The sequence below is a fragment of the Streptomyces sp. NBC_00859 genome (assembly GCF_045161865.1).
Lineage (GTDB): Bacteria > Actinomycetota > Actinomycetes > Streptomycetales > Streptomycetaceae > Streptomyces.
Window position 1 is genome coordinate 5,625,531 of sequence record NZ_CP108826.1, and the last position, 20,149, is coordinate 5,645,679.

Consider the following 20,149-nt stretch of genomic DNA (forward strand, 5'->3'; position numbering starts at 1 on the left):
TTCACCCGTGGCAGGCAGGATCAACGATGACGACGTGAAGGCGGTCCGGGACGCGGTCCCGATCGACGCCGTCGTTTCCGAGTACCTCCAGCTGAGGAACGCGGGCGGCGGAAACCTGAAGGGCCTCTGCCCCTTCCACGACGAGAAGTCCCCCTCCTTCCAGGTGAGCCCGGCCAAGGGCCTCTTCCACTGCTTCGGCTGCCAGGAGGGCGGGGACACCCTCGCCTTCATCATGAAGATCGACCACCTCTCGTTCACCGAGGCCGTCGAGCGGCTCGCGGGCACGGGGGGCATCACCCTCCGGTACGAGGAGGGCGGCTACACCCCCAACAGCCAGCGCGGCGAGCGCATCCGGCTGGTGGAGGCGCACAAGGCCGCCGCGCAGTTCTACGTCGAGCAGCTGGACAGCGCCGAGGCGGAGATCGGCCGGAAGTTCCTGGCCGAGCGCGGATTCGACCAGGCGGCGGCCACCCACTTCAGCGTCGGTTACAGCCCGGCCGGATGGGACCACCTGACCCGCTACCTGCGCGGCAAGGGGTTCTCCGACAAGGAGCTCATCACCTCCGGGCTCTCCCAGGAGGCCCGCGGCGGCAAGCCGATCGACCGCTTCCGGGGCAGGCTGATGTGGCCGATCCGCGACATCAGCGGCGAGGTCGTCGGCTTCGGCGCGCGCAAGCTGCGCGACGACGACAACGGACCGAAGTACCTCAACACCCCCGAGACGTCGATCTACAAGAAGTCCCAGGTCCTCTACGGGATCGACCTGGCCAAGAAGGACATCGCGAAGTCCAGCAGGGCCGTCGTCGTCGAGGGGTACACCGACGTCATGGCCTGCCACCTGGCCGGGGTGACCACTGCCGTCGCCACCTGCGGCACGGCCTTCGGCACCGACCACATCAAGATCCTCCGCCGTCTGCTGATGGACAACGGCAGCGCCCGCGTGATCTTCACGTTCGACGGCGACGCGGCCGGCCAGAAGGCCGCCCTGCGTGCCTTCGAGGACGACCAGAAGTTCGCCGCCGAGACCTACATCGCCATCGCCCCCGACGGGATGGACCCCTGCGACCTGCGGCTCGCCCAGGGCGACGAATCGGTGCGCAGCCTGGTCGAACCCCGAACGCCGCTCTTCGAGTTCGCGCTCCGCCAGATCGTCTCGCGCTACGACCTGGAGACCCCGGCCGGCCGGGCGACAGCGCTCGACGAGGCGGCGCCCGTGGTCGCCCGGATCAAGAACACCGCCTCGCAGCACGAGGTCGCCGTGCAGCTGGCCGGCATGGTCGGCATTCTCGACACCCAGTTCGTGGTGAAGCGCATCAGCCAGCTCGCCCAGTGGGCCCGCGGCCGGGGTAGCGCGCCGGCGCCCTCACGCGGCGGCCGCACCCCGCAGCAGGCCGATGCGCCCCGCCCCGCGGTGGGCGGCCCGGCGCTCCACCTCCGCAGCCCCGCCCACCGCACCGAGCGCGAGCTGCTGAAGCTGGCCCTCCAGCGGCCCGAGCTGGTCTCGCCGGCCTTCGACGCCTACGGCGCCGACGAGTTCACCGCCCCGCCGTACGCCGCCGTACGCGAAGCCATCATGGAGGCGGGCGGCGCCGAAGAGGGCATCACCGACTCCTTCGAGTACCTCACCCGGGTCCGCGCCGCGGCGCCGGACGACACGGTCCGCTCCGTGGTCACCGAGCTGGCCGTTGAGCCGATCATGCGCCGCACGGTCGACGAGCTGTACGCGGGTGAGCAGCTGGTCCACGTCCGGCTGCGTGCGGTCGACCGGCGGATCACGGACGTCCAGGGCACGCTGGCCCGAGCCTCCACCCAGGGCGACGCCGCCAAGTACGCCGCGGTCCAGAGCGAGTTGTGGACCCTTCAGCAGTACGGCCGGTCCCTGCGCAACCACGGCGCCGAAGCGCTCTGAGGGGTCCTGAGGCGGGCCGCGCGCCCCCTCTTCCGGCCGGAGCCCCCCCGGCCGTCCGGTGGCGTTCCCATAACCTCCGGGTCACGAACCGGACTCAGAAAGTCACCGCACACCCCTCGTGGCCGCACTGTGTCGTGCCCCACACTGGACTGCGGTGCCTGGTACCCCGGAGCGCGGCCGGCCCACCGACAGTGGGCCACGCACCCCCGCGGATCCGATCACCGTGTACGGGACGGAAGGCGGCCCGGCCGCCGGTGTCCCGCTGCCGCACGCCCCCGATCCGGCAGTCATCCTGGAGGCCGCCCCCGTGCAGACCCGGACCCTGACCGAAACCGACGTGGCCCCGGCAGCCCCCTCGCAGGGCCCGGCACCCGGCCATCCCGAGACCGGAGGGCGGGGAACCGGACGGGCCGCCCCCGAGGCCGTCATGGAGGACCCGGACGCCGGGCCCGCGCCGTCGCGCAGCAGGGCCGGGGAGACCGGCGGCCCCTCGTCGGACCTCTTCCGCCAGTACTTACGGGAGATCGGACGCATACCGCTGCTCACCGCGGCCGACGAGGTGGACCTCGCACGCCGGGTCGAGGCGGGCCTCTTCGCCGAGGAGCGGCTGGGAAATCCGTCCGGTCTCGACACCCGGCTCGCCCTGGACCTGGACCGGCTCGTGGTGCTCGGCCGGATGGCCAAACGCCGCCTCATCGAAGCCAATCTCCGCCTCGTGGTCTCGGTGGCCAAGCGGTACGTGGGCCGCGGGCTGACCATGCTCGACCTGGTCCAGGAGGGGAACCTCGGCCTGATCAGGGCAGTGGAGAAGTTCGACTACGCGCGCGGCTTCAAGTTCTCCACGTACGCGACCTGGTGGATCCGGCAGGCGATGTCCCGGGCCCTGGCCGACCAGGCACGGACGATACGAGTCCCCGTCCACGTGGTCGAGTTGATCAACCGGGTGGTCCGGGCGCAGCGCCGGATGCTCCAGGAGCGCGGATACGAACCAACGGCCGAGGAGGTCGCGGCCCAGCTCGAACTCACCCCCGAACGCGTCGGCGAGGTACTGCGGCTGGCCCAGGAACCGGTATCGCTGCACGCCCCCGTGGGGGAGGAGGACGAGGTGTCGCTGGGTGATCTGATCGAGGACGGCGACGCCGCGTCCCCCGTGGAGTCCGCGGCCTTCCTGCTGCTGCGGCAGCACCTGGAAACGGTGCTCTCGACGCTCGGCGAACGGGAGCGCAAGGTCGTACAGCTGCGGTACGGGCTGGTGGACGGGCGGGCCCGCACGCTGGAGGAGATCGGGCGGATCTTCGGGGTGACGCGGGAGCGCATCCGGCAGATCGAGTCCAAGACACTGAACAAACTGCGCGACCACGCGTTCGCCGACCAGCTGCGGGGCTACCTGGACTGAGCGCGAGCGCAGCCGGGGGTGCCGCCGGTGTGACGGGCGGGCAGCGCGAGAGAGGGGGCGGGGAGCAGGTCGTCTCCACCGCCTGCCGTGCCCCGCCCCCTCCACCCGCGCACCCTGGTCGGCCCGCGCCAAGGGTTCCTCGCTCTATGCCCCGTCCGGCCCACGCGACCTCATCGGACGCTCACAGTGCAAGGACCCCTAATCCACTTCCACCACCGCCTGGGCGAACTGCGCCGCGTACAGCCGCGCGTACGCCCCGTCGGCGGCCAGCAGCTCCTCGTGCGAACCCTGTTCCACGATCGCCCCGTTCTCCATCACCAGAATCACGTCGGCGTCCCGGATGGTGGAGAGCCGGTGCGCGATGACGAAGCTCGTGCGGCCGTGCGCCAGGCGGGCCATCGCCTTCTGGATCAGGACCTCGGTACGGGTGTCGACCGAGCTCGTCGCCTCGTCGAGCACCAGGATCACCGGGTCGGAAAGGAAGGCGCGCGCGATCGTGATCAGCTGCTTCTCACCCGCGCTCACCCCTGTGCCCTCGTCGTCGATCACCGTGTCGTAGCCCTCGGGGAGCGTGCGGATGAAGCGGTCGGCGTGCGCCGCGCGGGCCGCCTCCTCGATCTCCTCGCGGGTGACGGCGTGCGCGGAGCCGTACGCGATGTTGTCCGCGATCGTGCCGCCGAAGAGCCAGGTGTCCTGCAGCACCATGCCGATCCCGGAGCGCAGGTCCTCGCGGGTCATCCTGGCGATGTCGGTTCCGTCGAGCGTGATCTGCCCGCCGGTCACCTCGTAGAACCGCATGATCAGATTGACCAGCGTCGTCTTGCCAGCACCGGTGGGCCCGACGATCGCGACCGTGTGTCCCGGTTCGACCGAGAGCGACAGACCGTCGATGAGCGGCTTGTCCGCCTCGTACCTGAAGGCGACCTTGTCCAGCGAGATGCTGCCGCGCAGCGCCTCCGGGCGCTCGGGGGTGGCCGAGTCGGGCTCCTGCTCCTCCGCGTCGAGCAGTTCGAAGATCCGCTCCGCGGACGCCACACCGGACTGCACCAGGTTGGCCATCGATGCGACCTGGGTCAGCGGCTGCGAGAACTGCCGCGAGTACTGGATGAAGGCCTGCACGTCACCGATCGACAGCGAACCGGAAGCGACCCGCAGCCCGCCGATGACCGCCACCAGCACATAGTTGAGGTTGGAGACGAACATCATCAGCGGCTGCATGACACCGCTGTTGAACTGGGCCTTGAACCCCGCTTCGTACAGCGCGTCGTTCTGCTCGCGGAAGGCCTCGGCCGACTCCGCCTGCCGCCCGAAGATCTTTACCAGGGCGTGCCCGGTGTACATCTCCTCGATATGGGCGTTGAGCTTGCCCGTGACCTTCCACTGCTGCACGAACTGCGGCTGGGACCGCTTCCCGACGCGGGTCGCCACCAGCACCGAGAGCGGTACGGTCACCAGCGCGACCAGCGCCAGGATCCAGGAGATCCAGAACATCATCGCCAGCACGCCGATGATGGTGAGCAGCGAGTTCAGCAGCTGTCCCATCGTCTGCTGCATCGTCTGGCCGATGTTGTCGACGTCGTTGGTCGTCCGGCTGAGCACCTCGCCGCGCTTCGCCTTGTCGAAGTACGACAGCGGCAGCCGAGAGAGCTTCGCCTGGATGTCCTCACGCATCCGGTACATGGCCTGGTTGATGATCCGGGCCGCGAGCCGGGTGGTGACGAGCATCAGCAGACCCGCGCAGGCGAAGGCCACGAGCGCGAGCAGCAGGATCTGCCCCACCTGGGAGAAGTCGATGCCCTTGCCCGGAGTGAAGTCCACACCCGAGAGCATGTCGGCCATCGCGCCCTGGCCCTTGGCGTGCAGAGCCTTCAGGGCCTGCGCCTTGGTCGTGCCGGCGGGCAGCTGCTGCCCGATGATCCCGGCGAAGATCAGGTCGGTCGCCCGGCCCAGGATCTTCGGTCCCACGACCGAGAGAGCGACGCTGCAGACCACGGATATCAGCATCGAGAGCAGCGCGGGACGGTCTTGCGCGAGCATCCGCAGCAGTCGTTTGCCCGACCCCTTGAAGTCCATGGACTTCTGGGTCGGTCCCGCCATCATGCGTCCACCAGGACCGGCCATCAGGCTGCCTCCGCCTCGGTCAGCTGGGAGAGCACGATCTCCCGGTATGTCTCATTGCCGTCCATCAGCTCGTGATGGCGGCCGGTTCCGACGACCCGGCCTTCGTCCATGACGACGATCCGGTCCGCGTCGCGGATGGTCGAGACGCGCTGGGCGACGATCACCACCGTGGCCTCCGCCGTCTCGCGCCGCAGAGCAGTCCGCAGTGCCGCGTCGGTCGCGTAGTCCAGAGCCGAGAACGAGTCGTCGAAGAGATAGATCTCCGGCTGCTGCACGAGCGTCCTGGCGATCGCCAGCCGCTGACGCTGACCGCCGGAGACGTTGGTACCGCCCTGGGCGATCGGTGCGTTCAGCCTGCCTTCGAGCTTCTCGACGAACCCCTTGGCCTGCGCCACCTCCAGCGCGTGCCACAGCTCCTCGTCGGTCGCGTCCGGGTTCCCGTAACGCAGGTTCGTCGCGACGGTCCCGGAGAACAGATACGGCTTCTGCGGCACCAGGGACACCGTTTTCGCCAGCAGCACGGGGTCGAGCGTGCGTACGTCGGTGCCGTCCACCAGCACCTCCCCGCCCGTGGCGTCGAACAGCCGGGGTACGAGCCCGAGCAGCGTCGACTTCCCGCTGCCGGTCGACCCGATCACCGCGGTCGTCTCACCGGGCAGCGCCTCCAGAGCGACCTCCTGCAGCACCGAGGCCTCGGCGCCGGGGTACTTGAACCCGGCCCCGCGGATTTCCAGATGGCCGTGCCTGGCCAGCTCCGTGACCGGCTCCAGCGGCGGCACCACGCTGGAGTCGGTGCCGAGGACCTCCTGGATCCGTTCGGCGCAGACCTCCGCGCGCGGCACCATCATGAACATGAAGGTGGCCATCATCACGGACATCACGATCTGCATCAGATAGGAGAGGAACGCGGTGAGGGCCCCGATCTGCATCGCGCCGCTGTCGATGCGGTGCGCGCCGAACCAGACCACCGCGATCGACGACACGTTCACCACGGTCATGACCGTCGGGAACATCAGGGCCATCAGCCGCGCGGTCCCCAGGGACACTTCGGTCAGATCGCTGTTGGCGCCCTCGAAGCGCTCCTTCTCGTACGCGTCCTTCACGAAGGCGCGGATGACGCGGTTACCGGTGATCTGCTCACGCAGCACCCGGTTCACCGCGTCGAGCCGGACCTGCATCTTGCGGAACAGCGGACGCATCCGCCGGACGATCAGGGAAACGAGCACGAGCATGACCGGGACCACCGCGATCAGCACGAGCGAGAGCGGCACGTCCTGCCCGAGCGCCAGCACGATGGCGCCCACGCACATGATCGGCGCCGAGGCCATCAGGGTGAACGACATCAGGACCAGCATCTGGATCTGCTGGACGTCATTGGTCGTGCGGGTGATGAGTGAGGGTGCGCCGAAGTGCCCGACCTCACGGGCGGAGAAGGACTGCACCCGGTCGAAGACTCCGGCGCGGATGTCCCGGCCGAGCGCGGCGGCCGTACGGGCCCCGAAGTAGACGGCGCCCATGTTGCAGATCACCTGGACCACGCTGATGGCGATCATGAGACCGCCGAAGCTCAGGATGTAACCCGAGTCGCCCTTCACGACACCGTTGTCAATGATGTCCGCGTTGAGCGTCGGCAGATAGAGGGTGGCGCAGGTCTGGAACAGCTGAAGCAGCGCCAGCAGAGCCATGGGTTTCTTGTACGGGCGCAAATAGGCCCGCAGAAGTGAAATGAGCACGTGCAGTCTCTCGGGTCGGCGGTCCGGCGGGGCTTCCGGCATGGGAGGACGGTGAGCGGTCCACCCAGTTTCCGGCACCGCGCGACCCGATACGAACCGTTTTCCTCAAACCGCGGTCAAGAACCCTGCCATCAGGACGGGTCTCCGAAAGCTCCTGGATGGATCTGGTCACGCGTCGCCGCGTACTGCTTACGCACCGCTTGCCCCACCGCGAGCCCGTCGCCCGGTTCGAATACCTGTGCGGCGGCGCCCTGCCAGGCGGGCGGTGTCTCCGCGTCCAGGGTGCCTTCGGACACCCCGAGTGCCCACGCCGCCTGCCGGGCCGCACCGACAGCCGCGTAGTCGGCGGGCTGCGGTACGACGACCTGCGCCCCGAAGATGCCGGGTGCCGCGGCCTGGACGGCCGGCAGCTCGGCGGCCGCCCCCAGCATGAACACGCGGCGGACCTCGACCCCGCGGTCCCGCAGCACGTCCATCGCGTCCGCCAGTGAGCAGAGCATGCCCTCGAAGGCCGCCCGCGCCAGATGCTCGCGCTTCATCGACTCGCGCCGCAGCCCCGACAGGGTGCCCGCGGTGTGCGGAAGCTGCGGGGTGCGCTCACCCTCCAGGTACGGCAGGAGCACGAGCCCGGAAGCACCCGGTGTGGAGGTCAGCGCGAGCGCGGACAGGGCGTCCAGATCCTCCACGCCCAGCAGTTCGGCGGTGCCGCGCAGAGCCCGTACGGCGTTGAGCGTGTGCACCACCGGCAGGTGCATCCCGGTGGCGTCGGCGAAGGAGGTGATCATGCCCGACGGATCGGACAGCGCCTCGTGATGTACGGCCATCACCGACCCCGAGGCGCCGAGCGACACGACGACGTCGCCCGCCGAGACCCCCAGACCGAAGGCCGCGGCCATCGTCTCGCCGGTACCCGCCGAGATCAGCAGACCCTCCGGCGTGGTCCCCGCGGCGTCGGAAGGACCGAGCACCTCCGGCAGTGCCGCCGGATGGCCGAGGGCCAGCTCCACCAGATCGGGCCGGTAGGCGCCGGTCGCGGCCGACCAGTAGCCGGTGCCCGAAGCGGCGCCCCGGTCGGTGATCCGCCGCGCAGGCCGCCCCAGCAGCTGCCACACGAGCCAGTCGTGCGGCTGGAGCAGCGCGGCGATCTTCGCGGCGGCCTCCGGCTCCTGCCGCACGAGCCACCGCAGCTTCGCCACCGGCTGCGCCGCGTGCGGAACCGAGCCGACGGCCTCGGCCCACGCGGTACGGCCGCCGAGCGAATCCACGAGATCCGCTGCGGCGACCTGCGCCCGCTTGTCGTTGCCCACCAGTGCCGGCCGCACGAGATTGCCCTGCCGGTCCAGTGGCACCAGGCCGTGCTGCTGGGCCGACACGCCGATGGCCTGCACACCTTCCAGCAGACCGCCGGACGCCGCCTCGCCGAGCGAGAGCAGCCAGCTCTGCGGATCGGCTTCGTGCTTGCTGGCTGTGTTGTCCTTGCTGGCCTCAGCCGCCTGCGGGTGCGGCGCATACCCCTGGCGCAGCACGGCACCTGTGTCCGTGTCGCACACGACGATGCGCGTGAAGGCGGCTGAGCTGTCAAGACCGGCGACTATCCCCATGCGGCCCGATTGTGCCGCACGCGGCGTCCTCAGGTGTTGGTGGTGCCCCAGTCGTCCTCGACAGTGCCGTTCCGCTCCCGCATCGACCTGACCCGGTGGGCCATCGCGTCGGGCATCCTGTCGCCCATCTTCTCGCTCACCGAGTGGAGCGCCTTGCCCGCGACATCCCGCCCGTTCTGCGCCGCGGCCTCGGCCGCGTTGCGCACGGCGGGGTTCTCCGCGACCTGGCGTGCGCCCTTCTTCAACTGCTCGTAACGCTCCCGTCCGGCACGTGTGCCGATCACATAACCGAGAGCGAGTCCTACGACGAACGTCAGCTTGTACCGCATGGCTGCCTTCCCTTGTGCCGGTGCTGCCCGCCTACCCGGCAAGCGCGTGATCACCCGGGGCGGAACCGATTGGCGGAGCACCCCCCTGCTTGCGCTAATGTATGTGTCGCAGCGAGCACACGCCCCCCGGGAACGCTTCGGTGGGTACGTTCGGTGCACAGCAGCAATCCCCTGTAGCTCAATTGGCAGAGCAGCCGGCTGTTAACCGGCAGGTTACTGGTTCGAGTCCAGTCGGGGGAGCGCGGTCCCCTGTAGCTCAATTGGCAGAGCATTCGGCTGTTAACCGGAGGGTTACTGGTTCGAGTCCAGTCGGGGGAGCACATGACGGAAGAGGGCCCTACGGGGCCCTTTTTCGTGCTCTTTTCCACCGGGGTGGAACCGTCCCGGCCACGGCGCAGTCCTCATGATCGAGCGATGCCGACCATCCGAGGCAGGAGATCGTATGAGCGGCTATGCTGCGGCAGACGGCGCGCACACATGTACGCGCCACGCCGTAAAGGGGCGGTAGCTCAGCCGGTTAGAGCAGCGGACTCATAATCCGTCGGCCGTGGGTTCGAGTCCCACCCGCCCCACCGAGTATCCCCAGGCAGAATCGTTCTGACCTGGGGAAACGTGTTTTTCGGGGGCTGTTTTGTGTGTGGCGGACGCCTAACGGGGGTGTGGCGAATGGGCGTCTTCGCGTGCCGAAGAGAGTCTTTGGCTGCTGTGACCTGGGGTTTTGTCGTGGCGCCTCCATGGGATGCGTGAAGGGGCGTCCCACCCGCCCGTTTCGATAGTTGGGTGGTTGGGCTGTCGCCCCCGCGCTGCCTGAGGGTTGCTCCGAAGGGCGCCGGTTCTGCGTCGGCAGATTGGGGTGGACCGGGTGTCCCGTGGGCGAACTGCGCCCGCGGGGATGCTCCGCACAGTGCGAACCTGCCCATCGTTGCCTCGCGGTCGGCCCCGTGCTGTCGGGGTGTTGGCCTGATGGATCGTCGGTAGTGATCAAGACGGCGTGTGGTGCGGTGGGGGTGGCAATATTCCGAGCGAATGAAAACGGCCCTGCCGCCGGACAACGCCCCAGGTCAAGAAGTGTTGACCCGCGCCTGCGGGGATGGTCCGTCAGCTCCAGCGCGACGCGGGCCGACGGTCCCGTTGACCCCGCGCCTGCGGGGATGGTCCGGTGCGCGGTCGCTGACTCACGCACCACCGACCGTTGACCCCGCGCCTGCGGGGATGGTCCGTGGGTGTCCTTGGGCGCCTACAAGTTCACCTCCACCCCGAGCTTGAGCCTGTCAAACTTCACCCCCGACGGCACCGCCGATTCCGACGTAGCCTTCGGCGCCATCGCCTTCCAGCCGGTAACTGGTACGTTCGTCAACCGCACCATGACCGCGGCCTCGGTCTTCGACCCGAACCAGGAGCTCAACTCCAACTGGCCCGTCACCGACCTCAACACTCCCATTCGGTCAGAGAAATCACTCTACGACTGGGCGATCTAACAGTCCCACGGCACGGACAGCGGCCCGCTGTGGGACGGCTCCCCCCAGCGACTCCGTATCATCCGCGGGCCTCACCGGTTGGGATCGCTGCACGAGCACGGTAACGGAGACATGCACGGGCCAGCGGACCTACGACGCGGCCGAGCAGTGGTACCAGAACGTCAAGCAGGGTGGCTACAAGCCGACCGCTGACGGATCGGCGCCCGCGATGTCCGTTCCTGTATGGATGGGTATGTCCAACCATCGCCCGAGCCCGTCGGAAACGCCCTCCCAGGCGTATCAGGACGCGAACAGCTACAAGATCAAGAGCGATGTCAGCGTGACGTTCGTGAAGGATTCCACTGGCCATATCATCGCGGGCAGCGAAGGTGCGAACTACCAGGTCAAGGTCGGAAACGCTCACTTGCCCACCTTCGTCACCACGCTGATCAAGGCGATCTCGGCGGACTATAAAATTCCGGCTCCCGACCTGACCTATACCACGCCCGACGCCCTGGAATACGGACGCACCTACACCGCTGACCCCCTCAAGGGCGGGGACACCCCGGGGCAAGCCTACTTTCCGCACTTCCGGGGCGCGCGACTGAACTCCGACCAGACGTGCGTGGAATTCGCGCGGTAGGAGGCGGTGTTCATGGATACCGCGCCATGATCGGCCATCGCTCCATCAACGACAACGTCAAAGCATGGCTCGACAAAATCAACGCCAGCCCCGATACCAACTGCGCGGTGCGCCGTTCTGCGGGAGATATCTACTCGATGTTCTTCCACAACTCGGGCGACTGGAACAACAACATGTGGGGCACCATGATCGGCAATGCTCCGCCAATCTGGCACGACATCGCCGCCGCCTTCTGTGCGGACGGCGGGGTGAAGCCAACGCACGAAGAGGATAACGGGGACGCCACGCCGGACAACGGCATCATGTTCCAGAGCTATATGCCTGACCTCTACGTCTACATCGACGGGAAGATGACCGACGACCTCGGCCGTCCCTCCAGCGCGAAGGTGCACGGCGGTGACTGGAAGAACTTCTCCAACTTCCCAGCCACCGCTCCCTACGGCAACGCGTTCGGAAGCTGCGACGCCTTCAACCGAGGAAGCGGAGGCAACCCATGGAGCGTCGCACCACCCGTCCCGGTCCTTGGCGACGGCCCGGGAATCGACCGTCGAGTGTCGTTCACTGTGACGAGCCAGCGACCAAGTTCACCACCACGTGACGTCGTGACGTCAGATGGTTGAATAATCGGGGGCCGGGTGACAGCTCGGCCCCCGATCTAGGTGAGAGGAAGCGACATGGGCGCAGGATTCATATTCATCTTCGTCCCGCTGTTCTTGTACTTGACTCCCGTGACTCTGCTGTGCGTGAAAATCGCCGACAGGACATCGTGGAAGATGGGTCTCGTCTTCGCGAGCGGTCTCATATTCCTTCCCGCTGTATTTGTCGGGAGCTGGATCCTCACTGAATCCGGCATCTGGTAAATCGAAGGACTGAAGAGCCGTGACAGTTATTTCCCTCGCCCTGGCATTGGCAATTATCGTTACTTCCTATGTCTGGCCTATCGTGCCGTTGATCGTCTACCCGATGCGTAGACGGCGTGGACTATTGGCCGCACTGTACTGCGGCGCTCTCGGCCTGGTATGTGCAGTGGAGTTCCGTGACTTCCATTACATGGTCGGCGACTTTTTCAAAGCTTCCGTCTTCACCGCCGTTACAAGGGTGGTCGTTGAAATCACCGGGGTCGCGGAACCGGCGCGCAGAAGTCGGGAAGCAGCGCGCCGTTCGCAGTCGTAGTGACCCTGGGGATGCCGCGTACTGGCGCTTGTAGATCTCTGAGCCGAAGCAGACGGGCCGGCTGCCGCCGCTGCCGCGGCGTTTGCGGTTGGCCCGCTGGGCCTTTGGCTCGCGGGAATCGTGTGCTTGATCCGGTCAAGCCGCCCCGGGACCGTCTGGGCCCCTCGTCGGGCCGGTGTTCTCGGGCATCGATCTTTCTTCGGGACGTGTAGTGCCTTCTTTTGGGCCCCGGCGGCCACCGGCATGCGGATGGGCTCGGCAGGAAGTGGAGTCGACGCTGACCGTCGACCAGTCGAGCCTGCCTGCCAGTTCAGCGTCGGCTTGGACGGCACACAGGATCCGGCCCCACGTGCCTTTCGACCAGCGGCGGTGACGTTCGTTAGCGGTCTTCCAACTGCCGAGACGCTCAGGAAAATCCCGCCACAGTATGCTGGTCCGCACCCGAAAAGGAATCCCGTTGACCACCCTTCGGTGGTCGCACCAGCGACTACCGCGTCGTCCAACCAACGACGGAAGCGGCTCCAGTCGGACCCGCTCCGCATTCGTCGAATCGCCCCGCCCCATGCCGAGCACAACTACCCGCCAGCCAGACAGTCACATGGTCCGCCGGACGGGATCTAGACGAGACGGCGCCGGAGTTGATGCCGCGCCCGCGGGGGACAGCCCGAACTGCGACGCGTCATGCTGCCCGCCCAACTGGTTGACCCTGTGCCCGCGTAGATGGACCGAACGATACTGAACTTGATCGGGTGATGTCGGGCTGCTCGCCAGACAGCGTGAAGGTGACCTCGGTAGTCCTCGTTCGGTGAGATATCCGCAGGGCGGCGGCTTGACCGACGTCGAGAGAGACGCGCGGGAGCGGGTCCGGAGCCAGGCCGTGACGTGCTTCGAGGCTGGTGGGAAGAACCGGGAGATCGCTGTCATGCTGCGGGTCTCGGAACGGTCGGTGGAACGTTGGCGACGCCAGTGGCGCGAGGGCGGCCACGCCGGAGTGGCCTCCAAGGGGTCGCCTGGTCGAACCCGACTGTCTGACGCGCAGATGGCCAGGTTGGAGCGGGAGTTGGAGCGCGGTCCGCTGGCACATGGGTGGGCCGACCAGCGGTGGACGCTGGCCCGCGTGAAGACGGTGATCGGCCGGCTGTTCCACGTCTCGTACATTGTGGAGGGCAGGTGGCGACCGCTGCGGCGCTATGGCTGATCCTGGCAGCAGCCGACCCGGCGTGCGATCGACCGTGACGATGACGCAGTGGAGTTATGGAAACGAGAGGTGTGGCCGCGGGTAAGAGCACCGCGGCGGCGAACAGCGGTTGGGTGGTCTTTGAAGACGAGGCCGGCCAGTCGATGACGCCGCCGCGTGCCAGGACCTGGGGCCGCAGGGGCCGCACTCCAGTCGTCCGCGTGCGCGGGCGGGGATCGGGCCGAGTCTCCATGGCGGGGATGATCTGCTACAAGCCGGGTGAGCGATCCCGTTTGTTCTACCCGATTCGTGAGTGCCGGGGCCGCAAGAGCGAGCCGAAGGGCTTCGGCTGGAAGCACTACCGCGACCTCGTCATCCGCGCCCACGCACAGCTCGGCGGCCCGATCGTGCTGGTGTGGGACAACCTGCGCATGTGGTCTGGCGTATGAGCGAGGCTCGGACCATTGCGAGTTGCCGACCGACTCGACGGATCCGCCGCGCAGTCGTCCGCTACGGAACGTAGCGGTGTTCGTCGGGGAAACTGGTGCGGCGAACGCCTAACCGAATCCGATCGAGCTGGATCGAGGAGGGTGTAGCCGGATGGAAACGGGTGTCTATGTCCGTTGTCTCGGCATCGTCGCAGGTGAGAAGCGTCACCGGTTTGGGTTCGAGTCCCACCCGCCCCACCGAGTATCCCCAGGCAGAATCGTTCTGACCTGGTGAGACGTGTTTTCCGGGGGCGTTTTTGTGTGCAGCGTTCGCCGCACGGAGGTGCGGTGAACATGGGTCCCCGCGCATCACAGACGAGCTCTGCATGGCTTTGAACTGGCCTTTTGCGGCGACGCCTCGGTGGGAGCGTCATTGAACGGTCCCATGGCCGTTGAGGGAGGCTTCGCGCTCCGTCAACGGCCGCCATACCCGCATGATGTCCTGCTGTTCCTGCTGTTCCTGCTGTTCCTGCTGTTCCTGCCGTGCCCGGTCTGCTCCGTGCAGGCCGAGCCGACGCCGTCCGGCTTTCTGAACGGCCCGCGGAACCGTGATCAACGCGGGGTGACGCCGTGGTTCTGCGCTGGGGCGTCCGACCCATCGTTCGGTGCCAGGCCGACGTGGCGCCGCAGGTGTTTCCTCAGCGTGGTGGCGTCCGCGAACCCCGACGCCGACGCGATCACGCCGACCAGACCGGTCGACTCCAGCAGCAGCCGGGCTCCGGGTCGGGATCACCGATCCGCGCGACCCAACACTCCCGTACCTGGCACGAGCACCGGCATTCGGCCCTGACCGGTCTCGGTGAACAGGGCGCCTCGCCGTTGATGCTGACGGCGAAGTCCGACACAAGGAGCCGGAGAGTGTTCGCCTCTGTCGAACCGTCTCCCGCATCGATCGCCGGGCTCACGCGCCGGCTCCCGCCGGGCGGCGGTAATCGCTGGGCCGCGTTCCTCGATCCCTCTCGGTGGCGACGGCGGAGGCGGAAAGGAGAGTCGCGGCTGCGAGGCTGCCCCAGAGGGCGGCCGAGCCGCGGGAGGCGAGAGCAGTGACGATCGCCGGGGAGACGGCGAGGCCGAAGCCCGTGGAGAGTTGGAAGCGGGCGAGGGAACGTCCCAGGCCATGGGCCGGGGCGAGGGCAGTGACGAGCGCGGTGGCGCTGCCGGCGTAGATGATCTCGCCGATGGTGCAGACCACGGACACCACGGCGACGGCCGGGGCACCCCAGCCGTGTCCCAGGGAGGTGGCCGCGAGGAAGCCGAGGTAGGACGCGGCCAGCACCACGCCGGAGAGGGCCAGCACGGTCCGCCGGGCGAAGCGGGACATGAAGACGGTGACCGGAACCTGCAGGGTGACCACCAGCACAGTGTTTGCCACGAAAATGGCCCCCGACCACACCGGGGACGCGTACAACTGTGTCACCAGGACCAGGGGAAGGGCGATTTCGGGGATGTTGAGGCAGAAGACGTAGATCACGTTGGCAGCCAGCAGCACGCGCATCCGGGGTGCGGGCTCGTCCTCCCGGTCCTTGGCCGCGGCAACGGCCGGATACGCGCGCAGATGGACCGACCATGCCAAGGCCGCCGCGGCGAGGTAGGCGAGGCCGGTGACGGCTGCCAGCGCCTGCAACGCGGTCGTGCCACCCGTCAGGCACGCGGTGGCCAACAGTCCACCGGCGCCCAGGCCCGCGTTGCGCAGCGCACGGCCCCCTGCGAGGGCGGCGTCGCGTTCGCGGCCGTGGGCGACCGTGGCCACCAGGGCCGCATGGGCGGCCGGCCAGGACTGGTTGCCGATGCCGAGGAAGAGCGCAGCCGCCATGAACAGCCACGGGCGCCCCGCCGGGGCGGCCAGCAGTAGCGCCACTCCCAGCACCCGTACCAGCATCGACGCTGCCACGACCGTGCTGCGTGCGCCCCGGTCCAGCCATCGCCCCACCGCGGGCATGCACACCAGAGCCACGACGCTGCTTGCCGTCATGGCGATGCCGGTGGCCGACACGGACAGCTTCAGCACCGCCACCCCGTAGAGCAGCAGGAAGGGACGCAGCAAGCCGGTGCCGAGCGCGTCCACGGCCAGGGCGACGGCATAGCGGGGGCCTCCGGAGGCACGGACGAGAGCGCGCGGCTGGATCTTGGTAGTGGTTGCCATGGCGTCAAGGGTGTGTTCGGTCGCCGGGCCGGGGCGCGTCGGTTGACGGACACCGTCAATCGACGCGGTCGTCGCCATGTGACCGTCGATGATGAGGGGATGACGTTGAGAATCGACATCGGCGGTCCGCCGTCGGGGCAACTGCGGTTCGCCGCCTCCCCGCTGGCCGAGCTGACCGCGATGCTGCACGTGCTGGCCGAGCCCGCGCATCACCCGCAACTCGCCGGCTGGGCCGGGGACGTCTGGGCCGGGCTGCGGCCGGAACTGGCCGAGCGGCTCAGGGAAGCGGAGTTCCTCTGGCGTTCCTCACGAGCCGACTTCCTGGTTCCCGCCCGTCCCCGGCCGACCCTCGCCGAGGAGTTGGACGACGTGGACCGGATCGACGACGAAACCTACGTGAGCGCAGCGCTCATCACTACGTGCGGCAGCAACCGGGTCCACTTCGCCGGACCGTCGCCGCTCGCCGACGCGACGGCGCGCGAGCGCGCCCTGGACCTGGCCCAGGCCCGCGGCGCACTCCAGGAGGCCTTCGCGGAACGGCTGCTCGCGGACCCGGCCGCTGTGCGGGCACGGGTGCGTCACACCCTCGAACAGTGCGCCGAGGCATTCTTCGACGCCGCCTGGACGGGCGTCGCCGTGCAACTCGCCACCGATCTGCGCCTGAAGAACGACCTGTTGAAGCGCCAGGGCGTCGGGGCGGCGCTCGCATCGGTCTCCGGCGCCGTCACCCTGGCACCGGACGGCGACTGCATCATCGTGGACAAGCTCCAGGACAGAGCGACCACCGCCCACGGCACCGGGGTCACGTTCGTCCCCAGCGTCTTCGGCCGCCCGCACCTGGTAGCGGTCCACGCGCCCGGGTGGCACCCGGTGGTGCAGTACCCCGTGACCGAGCCGACCCCCTCGGAGCCGGTGCCGCTGGAAACAGTCACGCTACGACTGGAAGCACTCGCGCATCCGGTACGGCTGCGGCTGCTGCGCACCCTGGCCCGCGGCCCGCACACCACCGGTGAACTGGCGCATGCCTGGGAACTCTCGCCCCCGGAGGTCTCCCGCCACCTCGCTGTCCTGCGCCGCGCGGGCCTGCTCGCGACCCGGCGACACGGGCGCTACGTCCAGTACACCCTCAACCTGCCCGAGATGACGACGCTGGGCACGGACCTGCTGGCGGCCGTCCTGCGCTGAGCAGTTGCGTTCTGCCAGAACGCGAGCGACCGCCTCTTTCGTGACATCGTCCTACTCGGCAGGGCGCCGAGCCGCCCGTCGCGACCGCCGGCCGCCCCCGGGCAGCCGGGCAGCGCACCGGCTGCATCCGCCCCGGCCGTATCGCGCCGGGCCATGACTCACGACCTTGCCTACCGCTGAACTTCACGGCCTCGGCTTCACCTTCGGCTTCCTGCTGGGCGAGACGATCCGCCACTCCGACGGCCGCGGTGTGGACCGGCTGGTGCGCGAGGAGATCGCCGGACCACTCGGAATTCCCCCGGAGGAGCTGGCTCTCGGTCTGCCGCCCGAATTCCTGAACCGGGTGGCCACGCACGCCGACGGGGACGACACCGACGACACGGCAGCGGCCGGAACACCGGACGGCCCGGACGTACCCCTGACCGGCATGCGCCTGACATCGCTTCCGGACCACCCGAGGTACCTCACGGCATGCGCTCCCGGCACCGGCACGGGCACCGCTCGCGGCCTGGGCCGCCTGTACGGCGCGCTGGCCTGCGGAGGAGCGCTCGACGGCGCACGGCTGATGTCCGCCGAGCGGTTACGGACAGCGGCTGTTCGCAGAGTCGGCGGCATGGATACGATCCTGCACAAGCGCGTCGACCGGTCCCTCGGCTACTCGCAGGGCTCCCCGGATCGGCCATGGGGCCGGGCACCTTCGGCCACGAAGGAATGGGCGGCTCCATGGGATTCGCCGACTCGCCGACTCGCCGACCCGGCGAGCCGCTTCTCCTTCGCCCTGACCAAGAACAGGCTGGTGGAGGATTTCTCGGAGACCGGCGCCGCCGGCCGCATCTTGCACGTTCTGCGGCAGGCCCTCAACCTGGGGCTGTGACCCGTGTACGGCGACTTGTTGCAGCGTCTGGTGCTGTGAGCGGAAACGGTCACTGGCTTGGCCGCAGGACTCGTACTCGCCCCATGGGGACCATGGAGGCTCTACCGCTGTCCGGCGAAGTCAAGGCTGGGCGGGGCCGATATCGCCATGAGGGCGGCCTCATGGGCGGACCGGGTTTCACGTCGGATCACCCGGGCGAGCCGACGTCAGTAAGTGTGCGCGACGGTCGAGGGAGGGAGTTGTCCCGGTGACGGACAACGGCTTGGCGTGGATCGGGGAGCACTGGTACAGCGGTGCGATCGTCAAGGACGGGATGCTCTCGGACATCAGCCTCACAGCGGTGCGTGGCGTGGACCCGGTGGACTTTGTGGTGCGCCTCGGCGCCGACCGGGGCATGGCCGAACGGCCGCCACATTTCAAGGACTTCGACAGGCTGAGCGTGAGACCGGGCGACAGCGTGGCGATGTTCGGCCGGAGCGGCGAGTGGACGTATGTCCTGGAGGCCGAGCGGTCCACCTGGCACCTCGTCCTCCTCGACCGGCTGGGCCAGGACACCTTGGTGGAGGAGGGTGTCGAACTCGTTTGCCTGGACCGCTTTCTGCACGAGTCCCCATGGGTGTGTCACGTCGACGCAGCCGGCGAAGTGAGTTCCGGCGAGCCCGGCGACAGTCTGCTGGAGACCGCTGTCCCGCCCGTGGACCGGTTCGGGACGTTCGCCGCGCTGGACGCGGCCGTGCGCCGGGCCGGGGCGGTACGGGACACCTTCCCCGGCTGCGACGACCCCGATGACGAGGACGAGGGGTTGACGAAGCGGCTGTTCGCGGCGGTGGGTGAGCATCTCGGGCTGTCGCTGCCGCGCCGGGAGATCGAGCTGGGGATGCTGCCCGCGGTGCACCTGCCCTCGCCGGTGTGAACCGGTAGCAAGCCGAGGGCGCGCCGCGCCCTCCCGGCGCGGCGCCCCCTGTGAGCGGGGTGGTGCTACTGGGTCTTCGCGGCCGTGACGCGCCGCACTTCACCGTCGTGCCGTCGAGGGCGCTGGTGCCACCGCCGACCGCGCCCATCCGGCGGGGCGGACCACTGTGCGGTCGCCGCTGATGTCTCCGGCGGGCAGGAGACGCAGCGGCTGCTGCCGTGACGGCTGGCCGGCCGGTGCTGGATCAGCCGGGCGTGCGGTGAGACTTGCCGGTACTTCGCCGCGTTCAAGGTGCAGGGCCGACTCGTGGTTGTGGAACACACAGCCGGTCGTCCGGACCGCCGGACCCCGGCATCTTCGGGTTACCCCGCAGCGCGACCGCGACGCCGAACTTCATCACCTGGGGACTGGTGATGTCCGGCCCGTGGCCTCCGGTCCGTGGCCTCCGGCCCCGGAGACGTCCGCGGCCGCGCTGTGGCTGTCGCCGGGCACTCATGAGGCCATGCCCGTCCAGCCGCTGACGTTCTGGACGCCGTGGTTCCCCGAGGGGGTTTTCGTCAGGGGCGGACGGTGCAGACAGCCAGCAGACAGAAGTTCGCCCCCTGTGTGTTGCTGGGGCCGCCGGAGCTGCTCCCGCGGCCTTGGTCGCCGACGGTGCAACGAGCCAGGAGACAGAAGTTGACCCCCTGTATGCCGCGGTAGGCGTCCGAGAGTGACGGCTTGGCCGGTGCCTGCCGCGCCGTGCTGTGTGCTGGGACTGTGCTCGCCCGCCCCGTGGCAGGGGCGGACGCCGCGGCTCCGCCCGCGGACGCCAGCAACAGCAGACCGGCGACCGCGGTGGCGGTCCCCCAACGGGGCCTGGAAAAACGGGGCCTGGAAATGGGAATCCTCAAGGGGGTTCTCCAACTCTCATAGGTCTATATGTCTTTCGCGGTCATTCGGTGCGGGCACCGGCCTGGTTTGGTGGCCGGTGCGTGCGGTTGTGACCCGGCTCGGCCCCGTCGTGC

16 protein-coding genes, 3 tRNA genes and 1 pseudogene are annotated in these 20,149 nt (G+C 68.6%); 14 read left to right on the forward strand and 6 right to left on the reverse strand.

Annotated elements, in window-relative coordinates; all coding sequences use genetic code 11:
• Positions 1–7 precede the first annotated feature (7 nt).
• Entirely contained in the window at positions 8–1,909 is a 1,902-nt protein-coding gene (gene dnaG, locus OG584_RS24630; RefSeq protein ID WP_405780985.1) for a DNA primase, read from the forward strand.
• Positions 1,910–2,063: 154 nt separating this feature from the next.
• Entirely contained in the window at positions 2,064–3,305 is a 1,242-nt protein-coding gene (locus OG584_RS24635; RefSeq protein ID WP_405780986.1) for a sigma-70 family RNA polymerase sigma factor, read from the forward strand.
• Between the two features lie 198 nt (positions 3,306–3,503).
• On the opposite strand, the gene OG584_RS24640 is transcribed toward OG584_RS24635, so the two are convergent.
• The 4 genes from OG584_RS24640 to OG584_RS24655 all read right to left on the reverse strand — a co-directional run bounded on the left by OG584_RS24640 (position 3,504) and on the right by OG584_RS24655 (position 9,089).
• A complete protein-coding gene (locus OG584_RS24640) occupies positions 3,504–5,426 on the reverse strand; it encodes an ABC transporter ATP-binding protein (RefSeq protein ID WP_405780987.1) in 1,923 nt (640 codons plus the stop codon).
• The gene (locus OG584_RS24645; RefSeq protein WP_405780988.1) at positions 5,426–7,159 is read right to left on the reverse strand and encodes an ABC transporter ATP-binding protein; all 1,734 of its coding nucleotides are present in this window, start codon (positions 7,157–7,159) and stop codon (positions 5,426–5,428) included. The genes OG584_RS24640 and OG584_RS24645 overlap by 1 nt, the downstream gene beginning before the upstream one ends.
• Before the next feature lie 131 nt (positions 7,160–7,290).
• Positions 7,291–8,760: an FGGY family carbohydrate kinase gene (locus OG584_RS24650; protein WP_405780989.1), complete on the reverse strand. Its 1,470-nt coding sequence runs from the start codon at positions 8,758–8,760 to the stop codon at positions 7,291–7,293.
• 29 nt (positions 8,761–8,789) lie between these two features.
• Positions 8,790–9,089, reverse strand: coding sequence for a YtxH domain-containing protein (locus OG584_RS24655; RefSeq protein WP_405780990.1), 300 nt, complete (start codon positions 9,087–9,089; stop codon positions 8,790–8,792).
• A 167-nt stretch (positions 9,090–9,256) separates the two neighbouring features.
• Here OG584_RS24655 and OG584_RS24660 point away from each other — a divergent pair.
• The 7 genes from OG584_RS24660 (at position 9,257) to OG584_RS24690 (ending at position 12,362) form a co-directional block, all read left to right on the forward strand.
• A tRNA-Asn gene (locus OG584_RS24660) sits at positions 9,257–9,329 on the forward strand.
• A gap of 5 nt (positions 9,330–9,334) precedes the next feature.
• Positions 9,335–9,407 (forward strand) — tRNA-Asn (locus tag OG584_RS24665).
• A 180-nt stretch (positions 9,408–9,587) separates the two neighbouring features.
• Positions 9,588–9,661 (forward strand) — tRNA-Ile (locus tag OG584_RS24670).
• 690 nt (positions 9,662–10,351) lie between these two features.
• Entirely contained in the window at positions 10,352–10,567 is a 216-nt protein-coding gene (locus OG584_RS24675; protein WP_405780992.1) for a hypothetical protein, read from the forward strand.
• 232 nt (positions 10,568–10,799) lie between these two features.
• On the forward strand, positions 10,800–11,189 hold the full coding sequence (locus OG584_RS24680) for a hypothetical protein (RefSeq protein WP_405780994.1): 390 nt from the start codon (positions 10,800–10,802) through the stop codon (positions 11,187–11,189).
• A gap of 26 nt (positions 11,190–11,215) precedes the next feature.
• Positions 11,216–11,809, forward strand: coding sequence for a hypothetical protein (locus OG584_RS24685; protein ID WP_405780995.1), 594 nt, complete (start codon positions 11,216–11,218; stop codon positions 11,807–11,809).
• Positions 11,810–12,068: 259 nt separating this feature from the next.
• On the forward strand, positions 12,069–12,362 hold the full coding sequence (locus tag OG584_RS24690; RefSeq protein WP_405784439.1) for a hypothetical protein: 294 nt from the start codon (positions 12,069–12,071) through the stop codon (positions 12,360–12,362).
• Positions 12,363–12,495: 133 nt separating this feature from the next.
• On the opposite strand, the pseudogene OG584_RS24695 reads toward OG584_RS24690, so the two are convergent.
• Positions 12,496–12,926: pseudogene (locus OG584_RS24695) on the reverse strand (transposase); the annotation flags it as partial.
• A gap of 241 nt (positions 12,927–13,167) precedes the next feature.
• Between OG584_RS24695 and OG584_RS24700 the strand changes: the two are divergent.
• Both OG584_RS24700 and OG584_RS24705 read left to right on the forward strand, forming a co-directional pair.
• The gene (locus OG584_RS24700) at positions 13,168–13,560 is read left to right on the forward strand and encodes a helix-turn-helix domain-containing protein (RefSeq protein ID WP_405780997.1); all 393 of its coding nucleotides are present in this window, start codon (positions 13,168–13,170) and stop codon (positions 13,558–13,560) included.
• 56 nt (positions 13,561–13,616) lie between these two features.
• Entirely contained in the window at positions 13,617–13,988 is a 372-nt protein-coding gene (locus OG584_RS24705; protein WP_405780998.1) for a transposase, read from the forward strand.
• A gap of 940 nt (positions 13,989–14,928) precedes the next feature.
• On the opposite strand, the gene OG584_RS24710 is transcribed toward OG584_RS24705, so the two are convergent.
• Entirely contained in the window at positions 14,929–16,170 is a 1,242-nt protein-coding gene (locus tag OG584_RS24710) for an MFS transporter (protein WP_405780999.1), read from the reverse strand.
• A gap of 99 nt (positions 16,171–16,269) precedes the next feature.
• Between OG584_RS24710 and OG584_RS24715 the strand changes: the two genes are divergently transcribed.
• The 3 genes from OG584_RS24715 (at position 16,270) to OG584_RS24725 (ending at position 19,142) form a co-directional block, all read left to right on the forward strand.
• Complete coding sequence (locus tag OG584_RS24715) at positions 16,270–17,355, forward strand: DUF5937 family protein (RefSeq protein ID WP_405781001.1); 1,086 nt, start codon at positions 16,270–16,272, stop codon at positions 17,353–17,355.
• A gap of 166 nt (positions 17,356–17,521) precedes the next feature.
• Positions 17,522–18,229: a serine hydrolase gene (locus tag OG584_RS24720; RefSeq protein ID WP_405781003.1), complete on the forward strand. Its 708-nt coding sequence runs from the start codon at positions 17,522–17,524 to the stop codon at positions 18,227–18,229.
• 247 nt (positions 18,230–18,476) lie between these two features.
• Positions 18,477–19,142: a hypothetical protein gene (locus tag OG584_RS24725; protein ID WP_405781004.1), complete on the forward strand. Its 666-nt coding sequence runs from the start codon at positions 18,477–18,479 to the stop codon at positions 19,140–19,142.
• Positions 19,143–20,149 lie beyond the last annotated feature (1,007 nt).

Excerpts from the sequence above, each read along its gene's own strand:
- OG584_RS24640 (WP_405780987.1), bottom strand. The coding sequence starts at position 5,426 with ATGGCCGGTCCTGGTGGACGCATGATGGCGGGACCGACCCAGAAGTCC.
- OG584_RS24650 (WP_405780989.1), bottom strand. The coding sequence starts at position 8,760 with ATGGGGATAGTCGCCGGTCTTGACAGCTCAGCCGCCTTCACGCGCATC.
- OG584_RS24655 (WP_405780990.1), bottom strand. The coding sequence starts at position 9,089 with ATGCGGTACAAGCTGACGTTCGTCGTAGGACTCGCTCTCGGTTATGTG.
- OG584_RS24680 (WP_405780994.1), top strand. The coding sequence starts at position 10,800 with ATGTCCAACCATCGCCCGAGCCCGTCGGAAACGCCCTCCCAGGCGTAT.
- OG584_RS24685 (WP_405780995.1), top strand. The coding sequence starts at position 11,216 with ATGATCGGCCATCGCTCCATCAACGACAACGTCAAAGCATGGCTCGAC.
- OG584_RS24705 (WP_405780998.1), top strand. The coding sequence starts at position 13,617 with ATGGAAACGAGAGGTGTGGCCGCGGGTAAGAGCACCGCGGCGGCGAAC.
- OG584_RS24710 (WP_405780999.1), bottom strand. The coding sequence starts at position 16,170 with ATGGCAACCACTACCAAGATCCAGCCGCGCGCTCTCGTCCGTGCCTCC.
- OG584_RS24715 (WP_405781001.1), top strand. The coding sequence starts at position 16,270 with ATGACGTTGAGAATCGACATCGGCGGTCCGCCGTCGGGGCAACTGCGG.